Annotated in this window: 11 protein-coding genes and 1 pseudogene; 6 read left to right on the top strand and 6 right to left on the bottom strand. The window is 72.4% G+C overall.

The genetic code is table 11. The features are described from left to right. Positions 1 to 305, bottom strand: a pseudogene (locus tag QCN29_RS28525) (hypothetical protein); the annotation flags it as partial. A 509-nt stretch (positions 306 to 814) separates the two neighbouring features. Here QCN29_RS28525 and QCN29_RS28530 point away from each other — a divergent pair. Beyond that, positions 815 to 1936 carry a glycosyltransferase gene (locus tag QCN29_RS28530; protein WP_279931782.1) on the top strand — a complete coding sequence of 374 codons (1122 nt, stop codon included), beginning with the start codon at positions 815 to 817 and terminating at the stop codon, positions 1934 to 1936. A gap of 2 nt (positions 1937 to 1938) precedes the next feature. Here QCN29_RS28530 and QCN29_RS28535 read toward each other — a convergent pair whose 3' ends face one another. From QCN29_RS28535 to QCN29_RS28545, 3 genes are all read right to left on the bottom strand, one after another. After that, a complete protein-coding gene (locus tag QCN29_RS28535) occupies positions 1939 to 2268 on the bottom strand; it encodes a hypothetical protein (RefSeq protein WP_398860142.1) in 330 nt (109 codons plus the stop codon). Beyond that, positions 2238 to 3032 (bottom strand): hypothetical protein, encoded by a 795-nt coding sequence (locus tag QCN29_RS28540; RefSeq protein WP_308295475.1) that lies wholly within the window; start codon positions 3030 to 3032, stop codon positions 2238 to 2240. Before QCN29_RS28540 ends, QCN29_RS28535 begins: the two co-directional genes overlap by 31 nt. Positions 3033 to 3218: 186 nt before the next feature. Beyond that, positions 3219 to 3428: a hypothetical protein gene (locus QCN29_RS28545; RefSeq protein ID WP_279931784.1), complete on the bottom strand. Its 210-nt coding sequence runs from the start codon at positions 3426 to 3428 to the stop codon at positions 3219 to 3221. Positions 3429 to 3476: 48 nt separating this feature from the next. Between QCN29_RS28545 and QCN29_RS28550 the strand changes: the two genes are divergently transcribed. The 5 genes from QCN29_RS28550 (at position 3477) to QCN29_RS28570 (ending at position 12380) form a co-directional block, all read left to right on the top strand. Further along, entirely contained in the window at positions 3477 to 5654 is a 2178-nt protein-coding gene (locus QCN29_RS28550; RefSeq protein ID WP_279931785.1) for a phosphocholine-specific phospholipase C, read from the top strand. A gap of 144 nt (positions 5655 to 5798) precedes the next feature. Continuing rightward, positions 5799 to 8009, top strand: coding sequence for an MMPL family transporter (locus QCN29_RS28555; RefSeq protein ID WP_279931786.1), 2211 nt, complete (start codon positions 5799 to 5801; stop codon positions 8007 to 8009). 18 nt (positions 8010 to 8027) lie between these two features. After that, a complete protein-coding gene (locus QCN29_RS28560) occupies positions 8028 to 8582 on the top strand; it encodes a GNAT family N-acetyltransferase (RefSeq protein ID WP_279931787.1) in 555 nt (184 codons plus the stop codon). A 296-nt stretch (positions 8583 to 8878) separates the two neighbouring features. Continuing rightward, positions 8879 to 9061 carry a hypothetical protein gene (locus QCN29_RS28565; RefSeq protein ID WP_279931788.1) on the top strand — a complete coding sequence of 61 codons (183 nt, stop codon included), beginning with the start codon at positions 8879 to 8881 and terminating at the stop codon, positions 9059 to 9061. A gap of 139 nt (positions 9062 to 9200) precedes the next feature. Continuing rightward, a complete protein-coding gene (locus QCN29_RS28570) occupies positions 9201 to 12380 on the top strand; it encodes a helix-turn-helix transcriptional regulator (protein WP_279931789.1) in 3180 nt (1059 codons plus the stop codon). On the opposite strand, the gene QCN29_RS28575 is transcribed toward QCN29_RS28570, so the two are convergent. Then, the gene (locus QCN29_RS28575) at positions 12271 to 12519 is read right to left on the bottom strand and encodes a DUF6191 domain-containing protein (RefSeq protein WP_279931790.1); all 249 of its coding nucleotides are present in this window, start codon (positions 12517 to 12519) and stop codon (positions 12271 to 12273) included. The two genes, QCN29_RS28570 and QCN29_RS28575, sit on opposite strands and share 110 nt — an antisense overlap. Before the next feature lie 9 nt (positions 12520 to 12528). Further along, a complete protein-coding gene (locus QCN29_RS28580; RefSeq protein WP_398860163.1) occupies positions 12529 to 13680 on the bottom strand; it encodes a PQQ-dependent sugar dehydrogenase in 1152 nt (383 codons plus the stop codon). Positions 13681 to 13824 lie beyond the last annotated feature (144 nt).

Raw genomic sequence — 13824 nt, forward strand, 5'->3', positions numbered from 1 at the left:
GGTCCGGTGGGGCCGGTGGGTCCGGTGGGGCCGGTCGGACCCGTGGGCCCGATCTTGCCCTTGCAGCGGTCCCCGCCTTCCACGGTCGCGCCGAGGGCGCTCGCCGAGACCACGCACCTGTCGTTCTCCGTCGCGGTCGGGTCGTCCACGACGTGGGACGACTGGGCGCTGGGCGTCATCGCCATGGTGGGGCTGGCCATGCCCAGCATGACGAGGGCCAGCGATGTGGCCGCGCCGCCGGCGAGCCACCTGCGCCGCTTCGGAAGCGGGCCGAGGCGGGATGCAGTCCTGCGGTCAGGACTCATGAAGTGACCTGCTTTCTTGAGCTCGAGCTGTTCATGCCCGAGGTGTCGGTCGCGGGCCCTTGCGGCGGATGAGGCTGTGCGCCTGCACTGCCGGCGGGGCCGCGCGGAGGCCTGATGAGGGCAGCCGGTCCTTGCTGTTGGCCGCCTGTGCCGTCCGCATACGCATGGGCGTACCGTTTGTCATGGTTTGGCGGTATTGGGGGGCGTGGTGGGAGGCGCGCCGGACGTTCGCCGCAGCGGCTGCCTGTGGGCTGTCCAAAGGGAGGACGCATCGGCGTGCCGGACCGCTCGGGCGCNATACGCATGGGCGTACCGTTTGTCATGGTTTGGCGGTATTGGGGGGCGTGGTGGGAGGCGCGCCGGACGTTCGCCGCAGCGGCTGCCTGTGGGCTGTCCAAAGGGAGGACGCATCGGCGTGCCGGACCGCTCGGGCGCTTGCCGGTTCCTAAGGTCGCCCGCACAACCACGCGGGGATCAGTGATGACGTGAAGCCGACCATTTGCCTTTGCATGATCGTCAAGAACGAGTCCGGGGTGATCGAACGCTGTCTCTCATCGGTCCGTGACCTGATCACCACCTGGGTGATCTCCGATACGGGGTCCACGGACGGCACGCAGGAGCTGATCCGCAGCGCGCTCAGGGGCATCCCCGGGGAGCTCTACGAGGAGCCGTGGATCGACTTCGGCCATAACCGGAGCCTCAACATCGGTCATGCGCGCGGCAGGGCCGACTACCTGCTTCTGCTCGACGCCGACCTGGAGATCCGGCAGAACGGCCCCCTGCCGCCGCTCACGGCCGCCGGTTACATGCTCCGGCACGAAGGCGCCCTCGAATACCGCATCAAGCGGCTGGTCAGGGGCGACATCGCCTGGCGCTACGAAGGCGTCACCCACGAGTACCTCACCACCGACGAGCAGGCCGACCAGGCGAACCTCGACGCTCTGGTCGTCGTGGACCACGCCGACGGAGGGTCGCGTCAGGACAAGTTCGAGCGCGACGCGCGGCTGCTGAGCGCCGAACTCGAGCGTGACCCCGACAACACCCGCACCGTCTTCTATCTGGCCCAGACCATGCGTGACATGGGCCGCGCGGAAGAGGCCATCGCCCTCTACGAGCGCCGCGCCACGATGGGCGGCTGGCCGGAAGAGGTCTACTACTCGCTGCTCCAGACCGGAATCCTCAGAGCCGACACGGGAGACTGGGCGGGCGGCATGGACGCGCTCGTGCGGGCCTGGGAGACCCGGCCCCACCGTCTCGAAGCCTGCTACGAACTGTGTTCACGGCTGCGCGCCATGGGGCGCTACAGGACCGCGCACGCCTTCGCCTGCGCCGGACTCAACCGGCCCGTTCCGGACGACCTGCTGTTCGTGAGTCCCTGGGTGTACAGGTGGGGGCTGCTGATGGAGTTCTCGATCAGCGCGTACTGGGTGGGGGACTGGCGGGGTTCCCACCAGGCGTGCAACCGGCTGCTTGCCATGCCGGAGCTGCCGGAGGCCCATCGCAGGCAGACACTGGTCAACCGTGAGTACGCGGCTCAGCGCCTCTCCGCGGTGCTGGGGATCCCCGCCAGGGTGCCCCCCGGCCGCCGGCGGCCGAAGAAGCCGAAGAAGGCGATGGGGCGACCCAGGTGACCTCACGGCGCCGAAGAGTGTGCAACGGCCCGGCTGGGCACGCCCCGCGCGGTCTTCGCCTGCGCCGGGTCCCACAGCAGCGCCGGGTCGCTGTGCCCGTGCATCTCGACGAACCCGGGGGCGAGTGCGAGCCCGTGTGCGTCCAGCACCCGTGCGCGTCCAGCACCCGTGTGCGTCAGCACCCGGGCGCCGGACAGCACCCGGGCGCCCGCGCGGCGTAGCGCCGCGACGCGGCCCAGGCTTCTTCCCGCGCCTGGGCCTATGCCTCCGCCGGCGGGGGCGACCGCCCCGGCCGGCGGCCTCAGTGCCGTATGCCCAGCCCCGGCAGCCACATCTCGCCGCGGTCCTTGCAGCTCACGTCGCGGGCGCGGAGCTGGTCCGGGGAGCGGGTGCCGCGGGCGCTGAGTTCGGTGAGGGCGAGACGGGCCAGCAGGGCGGCGTCCGCGCGGTCCGGGTCGGGGAAGTCCGCCTGCCACCAGCCGCGGTCGCGGCTCTGCCAGCCGCGGGAGGTCATCAGCAGCGCGCGCTCCGCCGTGTCCTCCCCGTCCCGGTCGTCGATCGACACATGCAGGCCGTCCTCCAGGCTGTACGACACCAGGAGCTGCCGGCCCCGGTCCGCTCCGCTGGTCACGCAGAAGCTCGCCCAGTCCCAGCCGACCTGTACCGACAACTGCTCCACCCAGGCGGAGAGCAGCAGCGACAGCGCGCGCTCGAAGTGCTCCAGCGAGGTGGCGCGGCGGCCTCCCGGCGGCTCCAGCGGGCGCTCGCCCGGGCCGCCGCGGTCGAGCTGCCAGCTGTACGGCAGATACTCGAAGTCGTGCGGCTCATCGGCCGACCAGGCCCCGCCCCAGGCGAACGTCCTGCGCTCCTGGTCCTCCAGCGCCTCCGTGTCGTGCAGCGAGAGCTGCACCTGATGGCGGTCGCCGGAGAGCAGCAGCACCCTCCCGGCGTCCCGCCAGCGGATGTTCGGGCCGTGCGCCGAGCCGCCGTAGAGCGTCGGCTCGCCGATTCGGTCCACGATCGCGTCGTACACCCCCCGGAAGGACTCCCGCCGCTCCGCGAGCGAGGCCCTCGGGTCGAGGGTGAGCAGGGGCACCGGTCTCTGCCCCTGCCAAAGCCCTGACGCCTCGAACAGCGACCGGGCGAACTCCGCCGCGTCATGCGGCGCTAACGCATGTCGTTGGTCTGTCCCCCTGTAGTCCATACCCGCCATCGTGCCAGCCGTCGCTGACAACGGTGTCGCACATCGGCCAATACACAGGTTCGGGGGGCCGCCATGGCCTCATGCCTCCTTCCTCCCTCCGCGCGGCGGGAGGAACGCCTCACCGCCGCCGTCGACATGCTCGATGTGCAGCCGGACGACCGCGCGCACCCGTCCGCGGGTCCCGGGGTTTGACCTGCGCGGGGCGCCGCCCGCGGCGTCGGCTTGGACGCTTGGGGCGGGCCGGTGGGCGTTCACCGATGCGCCGTCCGCGGGTCTTCCGCAGGACATCCGGCCCCTCTAGCGTCCCGCCGGAACACCTTTCAGCGGGAGGCTCTCTTGACCACGGAACTGTCACGGCGGCGGCTGCTCACCCTGGGCACGGGCGCGCTGGGCGCGGCTGCCGCAGCCTCGGCGCTGCCTCCGTCTCTGAGGGATGCGCTCGCCGCCGAGCCCCCGGCGGGCGGCCTTCGCGCGGTGCGCCATGTGGTGGTCCTGATGCAGGAGAACCGTTCCTTCGATCACTACTTCGGCGCCCTCCGCGGAGTACGCGGATTCTCCGACCGCAACGCCGTGGAGCTGCCCTCGGGGAAGCCGGTCTTCGAGCAGCCGGGCCCCCGGGGCGTCGTGCTGCCGTTCCCCGTGCGCGAGGCCGCCGAGGCGCAGCACAAGGACCTCCAGTACATCGGCGACCTCGACCACTCCTGGAGCGGCGGGGCCAGGGCGTGGCGCGACGGCTGGATGGACGGATGGGTGTCCGCCAAGACCGCCGCGACCATGGCGTACTACGACCGGCGTGATCTGCCGCTGCACTACGAACTCGCCGACACGTTCACCATCTGCGACGCCTACCACTCCTCCACCCACACCTCCACCAGCCCCAATCGCAACCATCTGTGGAGCGGCTGGACCGGATACGAGGCCGACGGCAGCCGTGCGGTCACGAACGCCGCGTACGACGAGGACACCCATCCCGGCTACCCCTGGCCGACGTACGCGGAACGGCTGGAGCGCGCGGGGCGCAGCTGGAAGACGTACACGGAGTGGGAGAACTTCACCGACAACAACATCGAGTTCTTCACCGTCTTCAAGAAGATCGCGCGCAAGGCGCTGGCCGGGGCCGGCGACTTCACCTACATGGAGGCCTTCTACGCCGCCGTGCGGGCCGCCGAGGACCCTGCCGAGCGCCGGCGGCTGCTGGAGGCCCTGGAGAAGGGGGTCGCCACGCTCGACCCCCATGAGCGCTCGCTTTTCGAACGCGGGCTGCGCCGGGTGGAGAGCGGGACGCTCGCCGACGCCTTCCGCGCCGACGTGGCGGCGGGCACGCTCCCCGAGGTGTCCTATCTGGTGCCGTCCGCCGTCGACTCCGAGCACCCCGGCGCGTCCTCGCCGGTCGCCTCCGCGTCCCTCGTCTACAAGGTGCTCGACGCCCTCGGCTCGCACCCCGAGGTGTGGCGGCACACCGTCCTGCTGATCAACTACGACGAGAACGACGGCTTCTTTGACCACGTCCCGCCTCCCGTGCCGGCCGCGGGGCACGAGGACGAGCGCTGGCAGGGCCTGCCGACGGGGCTGGGCATCCGGGTGCCGATGCTGGTCGTCTCGCCCTGGTCGGTCGGCGGGTACGTCTGCTCGGAGGTGTTCGACCACACCTCGGTGATCCGGTTGCTGGAGCGCTGGACCGGTGTCGAGGAGCCCAACATCACGCCATGGCGGCGGGCGGTCACCGGCGACCTGACCTCGGCCTTCGACTTCCGGCGCGGCAGGCCGCAGCCGGAGGTGGCCCGCCCCGGGCAGATCCCGCCGTTCACCGGGCGCTGGCGGCCGTCGCCCCCGCCGGTGCAGAACATGCCGGTCCAGGAGCCCGGCGTACGCCTCGCCCGCCCGCTGCCGTACCAGCCGGACGCCGACGGCAGGCTCGACCGCGACCGCGACCGCGACCGCGACCGCGACCGCGACCGCGACGGCGACGGCGACGGCGACGGCGGCCACGGCCGCGAGGGCCGCGGCCGTGTCCTCACCGTCGCGCTGAGCAACACCGGGCGTTCGACCGTGCCCTTCGCGCTCTATCCGTACGCGGGCGAGTTCGCCGTCCCCCAGCACAAGCAGGTACGGCGCAGGGCGCAATGGAGGGTGCCCCTCACCGGGGACTGCTACCGCTTCACGGTCACCGGGCCGAACGGCTTCCGCCGCGAGTTCGCCGGCAGCGTCCACAGCCCCGCCGAGGTCTCCTCACGCGTCGACCACCACGATCGTGACCTCCACGTCACACTGCGCAACGAAGGGCGGACGCCGATCACCTTCACCGTGCGCCCCCTGGGCTATGTCGACGACGCGGACCTGGACGACTGGACCCGGCGGATCACCGTCAAGCCGGGCCGCAGCCGCAGCATCGTGCACTCGGCCGCCGACGCGCACGGCTGGTACGACGTCGAGGTCACCGTGGAGGGCGGGGAACCCTTCCGCCGCCGCCTGATGGGGCACATCGAGAACGGCCGCCCCAGCGTCTCCGGCTGAGTTCCCCCGGCAGCCCCTTGTGAGTAACGCCACGAAACGGACAAAGGATCACTAATCGCTGCCAGAGTGGCTTCCCGTAGGTCATGAGTTCTTTCCAGGCTGTTCCCTGGTGAAGATCCCCATTCGACCCAGGGAGCTAGTCCTTTGGCCTCCATCGCCCGCTGGTGCATCTCGCACCGACTCGCCACCGTCCTGTTGTGGCTGCTCGCCCTCGTCGGCGTCGCGGCAGCGGCGGGCGCCACAGGATCCGCGTACTCGAACGACTACAACGTTCCCGGCACCGAGTCGGGCCGCGCCTCGGCCCTGATGCAGGAGGGCTTCCCGGGCACGGGCGGCGACAGCGACACCATCGTCTGGCACACCGACAGCGGGAGCGTGCGCGCCGCCGACGTGCAGGAGCGCGCTTCCGGGATGCTCGAAGAGGTCGAGCAGCTCCCCGGCGTCGCCTCCGTGACCAGCCCGTACGGCAGCGACGGCCAGGGCCGCGTCAGCGCGGACGGCCACACCGCCTACGCCACGGTCGCCTTCGAGGACCAGGCCAACGACATCCCCAAGGAGCAGGCCGAGGCGGTCGTCGCCACCGCGAAGGCCGCCGAGGGCGACGGGCTCCAGGTCGAGCTGGGCGGCCGCGCCATCGCGCTGACCGAGTCCTCCGGCGGGCACACCGCCGAGATGGTGGGCATCGCCGTCGCCGCCGTCGTCCTCTTCCTCGCCTTCGGCTCGCTCGCCGCCAGCGCTCTGCCCATCGCCACCGCCCTGGTGTCCGTCGGCGCCGCCTACGCGGGCATCCAGCTCCTCGGCCATGTGATGACGGTCGCCGACTTCGCACCGATGCTCGGGCTGCTCGTCGGCCTCGGCGTCGGCATCGACTACGCGCTGTTCATCGTCACCCGGCACCGCAGGGGCCTCAAACGCGGACTCACGGTGGAGGAGGCGGCACGCAACGCCGTCGCCACCACCGGCCGGGCCGTGGTCTTCGCCGGCGCCACCGTGTGCATAGCCCTGCTCGGCATGCTCATCCTGCGGCTCGGCTTCCTCAACGGCGTCGCCATAGCCGCCTCGCTCACCGTCGTGCTGACGGTCGCCGCCTCGGTGACGCTGCTGCCCGCTCTGCTGTCCTTCATCGGGATGCGGGCGCTCAGCCGCCGCGAGCGCCGCCAGCTCGCGGAGCACGGTCCGCAGCCCGAGCTGCCCACCGGCTTCGCCGCCCGCTGGTCCGCGTTCGTCGAGCGCCACCCCAAGCTGCTCGGCGCCGTCGCCGCCGTCGTCATGGCGGTGCTCGCCCTGCCGACGCTCTCGCTCCACCTCGGCACCTCCGACCAGGGCAACAAGCCGGCCTCCGCGACCACCCGACAGGCGTACGACCTGCTGGCCGACGGCTTCGGGCCGGGCGTCAACGGGCCGCTGACCCTCGTCGGAGACCTCGACGGCGCCGGGGACCGGGTCGCCATGGACAAGCTCGCCGACACGCTGCGCGACACCCAGGGCGTCGAGTCGGTCGGCCAGGTCGCCTACAACGGCAGCGGCGACACCGCCGTCCTCACCGTCATACCCGACTCCGCACCCCAGTCGAAAGCCACCAGCGACCTCGTCGACCGGCTGCGCGGCGATGTGCTGCCCGACGCCGTGGACGGCACCTCCCTGGACGTGTACGTCGGCGGCCTCACCGCGAGCTACGACGACTTCGCCGAGATCATCATCGGCAAGCTGCCGCTGTTCATCGGCGTCGTCATCGCACTGGGCTGTCTGCTCCTGCTGCTCGCGTTCCGCTCCATCGGCATCCCGCTCAAGGCCGCCGCGATGAACATCGCCGCCGTCGCCTCCTCCTTCGGCATCGTCGTCGCGATCTTCCAGTGGGGCTGGGGCAGCGAGCTGCTCGGACTGGGCGCGGCCGGGCCGATCGAACCGTTCCTGCCGGTCATCATGGTCTCCGTGCTCTTCGGGCTCTCCATGGACTACCAGGTCTTCCTGGTCAGCCGGATGTACGAGGAGTGGCTGGAGACCGGCGACAACCGGCGGGCCGTACGGGTCGGCCTCGCCGAGACCAGCCGTGTGATCAACTCCGCCGCCGTGATCATGATCTCGGTCTTCCTCGCCTTCGTGCTCAGCGGCGACCGGGTCATCGCGATGTTCGGCATCGCCCTCGCCGCGGCCGTCGCACTCGACGCCTTCGTGCTGCGCACCCTGCTCGTGCCCGCGCTGATGCACATGCTCGGCGGCGCGAACTGGTGGCTGCCGCGCTGGCTCGACCGCCGGCTGCCCAGGATCAGCATCGAGCCCCCGGACTGCGTCGCGGGCGGCCATGCGAAGATCCCGGGACAGCGCGCGAGCGAAGAAGGCCAGCTCGTGCAGTAACCCCGGCTGAGGAGAAGCATGTTCGCGGTGTCGCTCGGCGACGACCAGGCACAGTTGCGTCCCCTGGAACCCTGGCGGGCCGAGGAGTTCCTCGCCCACATGGACCGCGGACGCGAGCACATAGGCCGGTACGTCGGACTGCCCGACGTCGTCACCGACCTCGACTCCGCACGGGCCCACCTGCAGCGCTACGCCGACAAACAGGCCGCGGACACCGGCCGGATCTACGGCATATGGCTCGACGGCACGCTGGTCGGCGGCGTGCTGTTCCCGAACTTCGACGCAGCCCAGGGCGTGTGCGAGGCGGGCTGCTGGCTGGAGCCGTCCGCCACGGGCCGCGGCCTCGTCACCCACGCGACCCGCGTCCTCATCGACTGGGCCGTCGAAGAACGCGGCATCCACCGCGTGGAGTGGTACGTCTCCGCGGCCAACCGGCCCAGCATCAAGGTCGCCCAGCGCCTCGGGATGACGCGCGAGGGTGTGCTGCGGCAGCAGTACGCGTACCGGAGTGAGCGGCAGGACATCGAGATCTGGTCCCTGCTCGCGGACGAGTGGCGCGGGCGGCCCTCCTGACCGGGGCTCCGCCCCGCACCCCGCGCACCGGGACGGAATCAAACCCCGCCGGCGATGGAGGCGATGCGGGGGGGGCTGGGACGGAGCCCCCAGTTCCGGGAAGGGGCGGGGAGCGGAGGGGAGAAACCACCGCCTTAGGCCCGCGCACTGATGCCCCCGCTCCCGCCTAAGGCCCCCCGCCGCCCAGGAATCCGGCACCTTCCCGATGCGTCCCGCCCCCCTTCCCGACGAGAGTCGAAGGCGTCACCGACACCGGTGGCAGCCGATCGCAGATCTCGTCACCAGGGGGATACGCCATGTTCGACTACGAACTCCACCGGCACCGCCGCGACCAGCTCATCCGGGAGGCCGACGCCGAGCGGCTGGCCCGGCAGGCGCGGAAGGCCCGCACGTCCCGTGCGCGGGGGCGGGGAAGTGCCGGAGACGCGGGGGAGGGGCGGGTGGCACCCGACAACCGCAGCTTCGTACGGGCCGCCTGACGGGCCGCCTGGCGGGCCCGCCGACATGCGCGCCGACCCGCCGGCTGACCCGCACGCCGTCGTGCGTGCGGACATGTCGGCTGACCCCCGCGCCGTCGTGCATGCGGACGTGCGCGGTGCGCTGTCAGACCCTTGTGCGATGCTCGGCAACGTGGAAAACAGGTCTGTCAGCCCGGTGTTCGTCGGCCGCGCCGCCGAACTGACCGCGCTCGCCGCTGCGCTGACCCGCGCCTCCGGGGACGCCCCGGAGACCGCGGGCTCCGCCGCCGAGCCGCAGCTGCTGCTGCTCGGCGGCGAGGCCGGGGTCGGCAAGACCCGCCTGGTCGAGGAGCTGATCGCCGACGCCTGCCGCCGCGACGCCGTAGTGGCCGTCGGCGGCTGTGTGGAGATCGGCGCGGACGGGCTGCCGTTCGCGCCCTTCTCCACCGCCCTGCGCACCCTGCACCGCAGGCTCCCCGAGGAGCTCGCCGAGGCCGCCGCAGGCCAGGAGGGCGAGCTCGCCCGGCTGCTGCCGGAGCTGGGGGAGGCCCCCCGCCGCCACGGCGTCCGGCGGGACGAAGAGGACATGGCCCGCCTCTTCGAACTCACCTCGCGTCTTCTGGAGCGCGTCGCCGCCCGCCGCACGGTCCTGCTCGTTCTGGAGGACATCCACTGGGCGGACGCCTCCACCCGCCACCTCCTCGCCTACCTCTTCCGCACCCTGCGCCGCGGCCGGCTCGTCGTCATCGCCACCTATCGCTCGGACGACGTCCACCGTCGCCACCCGCTGCGCCCGTTCCTCGCCGAACTCGACCGGATGCGCACCGTCCAGCGCATCGAGCTGCCCCGATTCACCAGGGCGGAGGTCCGCCGCCAGCTCGCCGGCATCCTCGCCGCCGAACCGGAACAAACCCTGGTCGACCGGGTCTTCGAGCGTTCCGACGGCAATGCCTTCTTCGTCGAGGAGCTGGCGAGCAGCCTGGCGGACGACTGCCCCGGCGGTCTGCCCGACTCGCTCCGCGACATCCTCCTCGTCCGGGTCGAGGCGCTCCCCGAGGCCGCCCAGCGCATCGTCCGCGTCGTCGCCGAAGGCGGCTCCACCGTGGAGCACGGGCTGCTCTGCGCCGTCGCAGGACTGCCCGAGGACGATGTCATCGAGGCCCTGCGGGCCGCCGTCGGCGCGAACATCCTCCAGTCCGCCTCCGAAGGGGACGGCTACCGCTTCCGGCACTCGCTGGCCCGCGAGGCCGTCAGCGACGACCTGCTCCCCGGCGAGCGCTCCCGGCTCAACCGCCGACTCGCCGAGGCACTGGAGGCCGATCCGTCGCTGGTCCGGGCGGACGAGCGGGCCATGCGGCTCGCCAGCTACTGGTACCACGCCCATGACGCCGCCAAGGCCCTGCCGGCCGTCCTCGAAGCCGCCGTCGAGGCACGGCGGCGCCACGCCTACGCCGAGCAACTGCGGCTGCTGGAGCGTGCGATGGAACTGTGGGACGGCGCACCCGAAGAGGTCCGCGGCCGGCTGCGCCCCGTCGACCAGGCGGAGGTGTACCCGCCGTGCGGCTGCGACCCGGCGACCACCCCGCTGCGGTATCTGGACCTGATGGCGGAGGCGTCCGTCGCGGGCCGGCTCTGCGGCGAGCGCGAGCGGGCGTTGAAGATCTCCAAGCGGGGCCAGCGGCTGGCCGAGGCGGAAGACGATGCGCTGCGCGCGGCGTGGTTCTCCGTCCAGCGCTCACGGCTGGTCTCCGCCCTTGGGCGCGGCGACGGATGGGCGGAGCTGGCGACCGCCCAGAAGCTGGTCCGCGGGCTGCCTCCGTCCGCCGTCCATGCCGAGGTCCTCGCCCAGGCCGCCGCCTGGGGCATGCTGCACGACCCCGGGCCGACCAGTCTGACCGCCGCCGAGCAGGCCGTGCAGTACGCGCACATGGTCGGCGACGAGGACATCGAGCTGCGCGCCCGCCTCACCCTCGGCGTCCTGATGGTCGACGCGGGCGACACCGAGGGCGGGCTGGCCGAGATGTACGCGGTCAAGGAGCGGGTCGTCGCCCTCGGCCTCCCCCTGCCCACGGGGCGCGCCCACATCAATCTGCCGTCCGTGCTCGAAGGCATCGGCCGCTCGCACGAAGCGGTGGCGATCCTCCAGCGAGGCGTCGAGCTGTCCCGGCACTACGGCCTGCTGGACACCGAGGCCTGGATCCACGGCAATCTCTCGGAGTCCCACCAGTCGCTCGGGCACTGGGAGGAGGCGGCCGCCGCGGGCCGGCGCGCCCTGCACACCGCACAGAGCACCATGCCCCGGGGACACGGCTTTGTGAAGCTCGCCCAGCTCGCCCTGGCGCGCGGCGACCTGACCGCCGCCGCGGGGCATCTGGACGCCGCCCGCGGGCATCTCGGGCCCCACAGCCCCATGCCGCAGTCCACCATCCCGCTGGCCCAGATAGCGGTCTGCCTCGCCGCGGCCGAAGGGCGGGTCCTCGACGGCCGCGCCGCGTTCCAGAGCGCCGTCGACGCCGGCTTCCCGCCCGGCACCCAGCGCTACGCCTGGCCGCTGCTGCGCGCCGCCGCGACCATGGAAGCCGACGCCCGCGGCCTGCCCGCCGCGGAGGCGGACCGGGCCGAGGCCCTGCAGCGGATCCGCGCGTCGCTCAAGGGACTGGCCACCTCCGCCCCGGTCTGGCAGGCGTACGAACGCTGGGTCCGCGCCGAACTGGCGCGCGCCGACGGTGAGGACACCGCGGCCGACTGGGCCGAGACGGCAGCCGCCTTCGACGGTCTGGACCGCCCCTACGAGCTGGCGACCGTACACCGCCGCCGGGCCGAGGCACTGCTCCAGTCGTCCGCCACGGGTGAACCGTCCCGCGAGGAGGCGGCCGGACTGCTGCGCCGGGCGTGGGACACCGCGCAGCGGCTGGGCGCCCGCCCGCTGGCCGAGGACATCGCCCTGCTCGCCCGGCGAGCCCGCATCTCGCTCTCCCGGAGTCCCGGGCCGGCGGCCGAGGGGGACGCCTCCGCGGCGGACGGCGGCACATCGGCCGAGACCCTCGGGCTGACACCGCGCGAGCGGGACGTGCTGCGTCTGGTCGCGGCCGGCCACAGCAATCGACGGATAGCCGAGGAGCTCTACATATCCCCCAAGACGGCCAGCGTCCATGTCTCCAACATCCTGGCCAAGCTGGGCGTCTCGGGGCGCGGGGAGGCCGCGGCGGTGGCCCACCGCCTGCGGCTCTTCACGGACGAGGCGGCTGCGGCGATTCCGCAGGGCGGTCCCGCGGTCGGTCCGGGGTCGGGTCCCGCGGCCGGTCCGGGGGCGGGTCCTGCGGTGAGACGCGGATCGTGACCCTGCCGGAGGCGAGGTCTATCGGCCCGCGCGAGGGGTCGTTGTCGTTGACGTCGGCCTTCGTCAGCTCCAGCCGCTTGCGTTCCTCGTCCGTGTGCCGGCGGCCCGGTGCGAAGAGCTCCTCGATGAGGTTGAACAACGGTTCCCCCTATTCGACCTCCAGCCGGAGGATCTTGTCGTCCCCCGCCTCGGGCGTGCCTCGGGTGTCCGTCTCGCTGGTGACGAGCCAGACCGTGTCCCCGCCTGCCGACAGGACCGTGCGCAGGCGGCCGTGCTCTTCCTGGAGGAACGGCTGGGGGTCGGCGGAGAGTTCCGTGCCGGCGAGCGGGATGCGCCACAGACGCTCGCCCCGCAGGCCCGCCATCCAGATCGAGCCCTCGGCGTAGGCGATGCCGCTGGGGGAGGCCTCGTCGGTGGACCACTGCGCCACCGGGTCGACGAAACCGGGCTCGCCGCCCTTGCCCTCTACCTCCGGCCAGCCGTAGTTCCCGCCCGGCTCGATCAGATTGAGTTCGTCCCAGGTGTTCTGCCCGAACTCAGCCGCCCACAGCCGGTTCTGCGAGTCCCAGGCGAGCCCCTGCACATTGCGGTGCCCGTACGAGTACACGACCGAGTCGGCTTCCGGGTTGCCGTGCACCGGGTCGCCGTCCGGGGTCATGCGCAGGATCTTGCCGCCGAGGGACTCCTTGTCCTGTGCCAGTCCGGTGTCGCCGGTCTCCCCGGTGCCCGCGTACAGCATCTTGTCCGGGCCGAAGGCGATCCGGCCGCCGTTGTGGACAGTGCCCTTGGGGATGCCCCGGAGAACCGTGTCGGGCGCGCCGAGCTGCTGCCCGGCGGGCTTCTCCTCGTCGTACAGCATGCGGGCGATGCGGTTGTCCGACGCCGTGGTGAAGTAGGCGTACACCATCCGGTCCGAGGCGTAGTCGGGCGAGACGGCCAGCCCCATCAGTCCGCCCTCGCCGCCGGGAGCCACCCCCGGGACCGAGCCGAGCAGGGTCTTCTCCCCGGTCTCGGCGTCGACACGGGTGATCGTCCCCTCGTCGCGGGAGCTCACCAGCAGATCGCCGCCGGGAAGCGCGGCCAGCCCCCAGGGCGACGCCAGATCCTCGGTGAGGGTGGAGACCACGGTCACGGAGCCCTTGTCGGGCGGCGCCGTCGGGGACGCGCCCGACCGCGTCGCCGACGGCGAGGGGGCGGCCGCGGCGGACGACGCCGTCCCCTGCCCGCCGGACGGCTCCCCGCCCTCCCCGGAGGAGCATCCGGCGGAGAGCATGAGCACGGCGGCGCACACGGCCGTCACGGCAGGACGTTTCACGGCTGGCAATCCCTTCGACGGCCCGGGGGCGCACTGCCGTGGCCCGGGCGCACTTCGGCGTCCGATGGGGCGATCACGCTGTCCGCTCCTTCTTACAAGATCGCAACCTCTTGCGCTGCCCGGTCCCGG

Source organism: Streptomyces chengmaiensis, assembly GCF_029846775.1.
Classification (GTDB): Bacteria; Actinomycetota; Actinomycetes; order Streptomycetales; family Streptomycetaceae; genus Streptomyces; species Streptomyces chengmaiensis.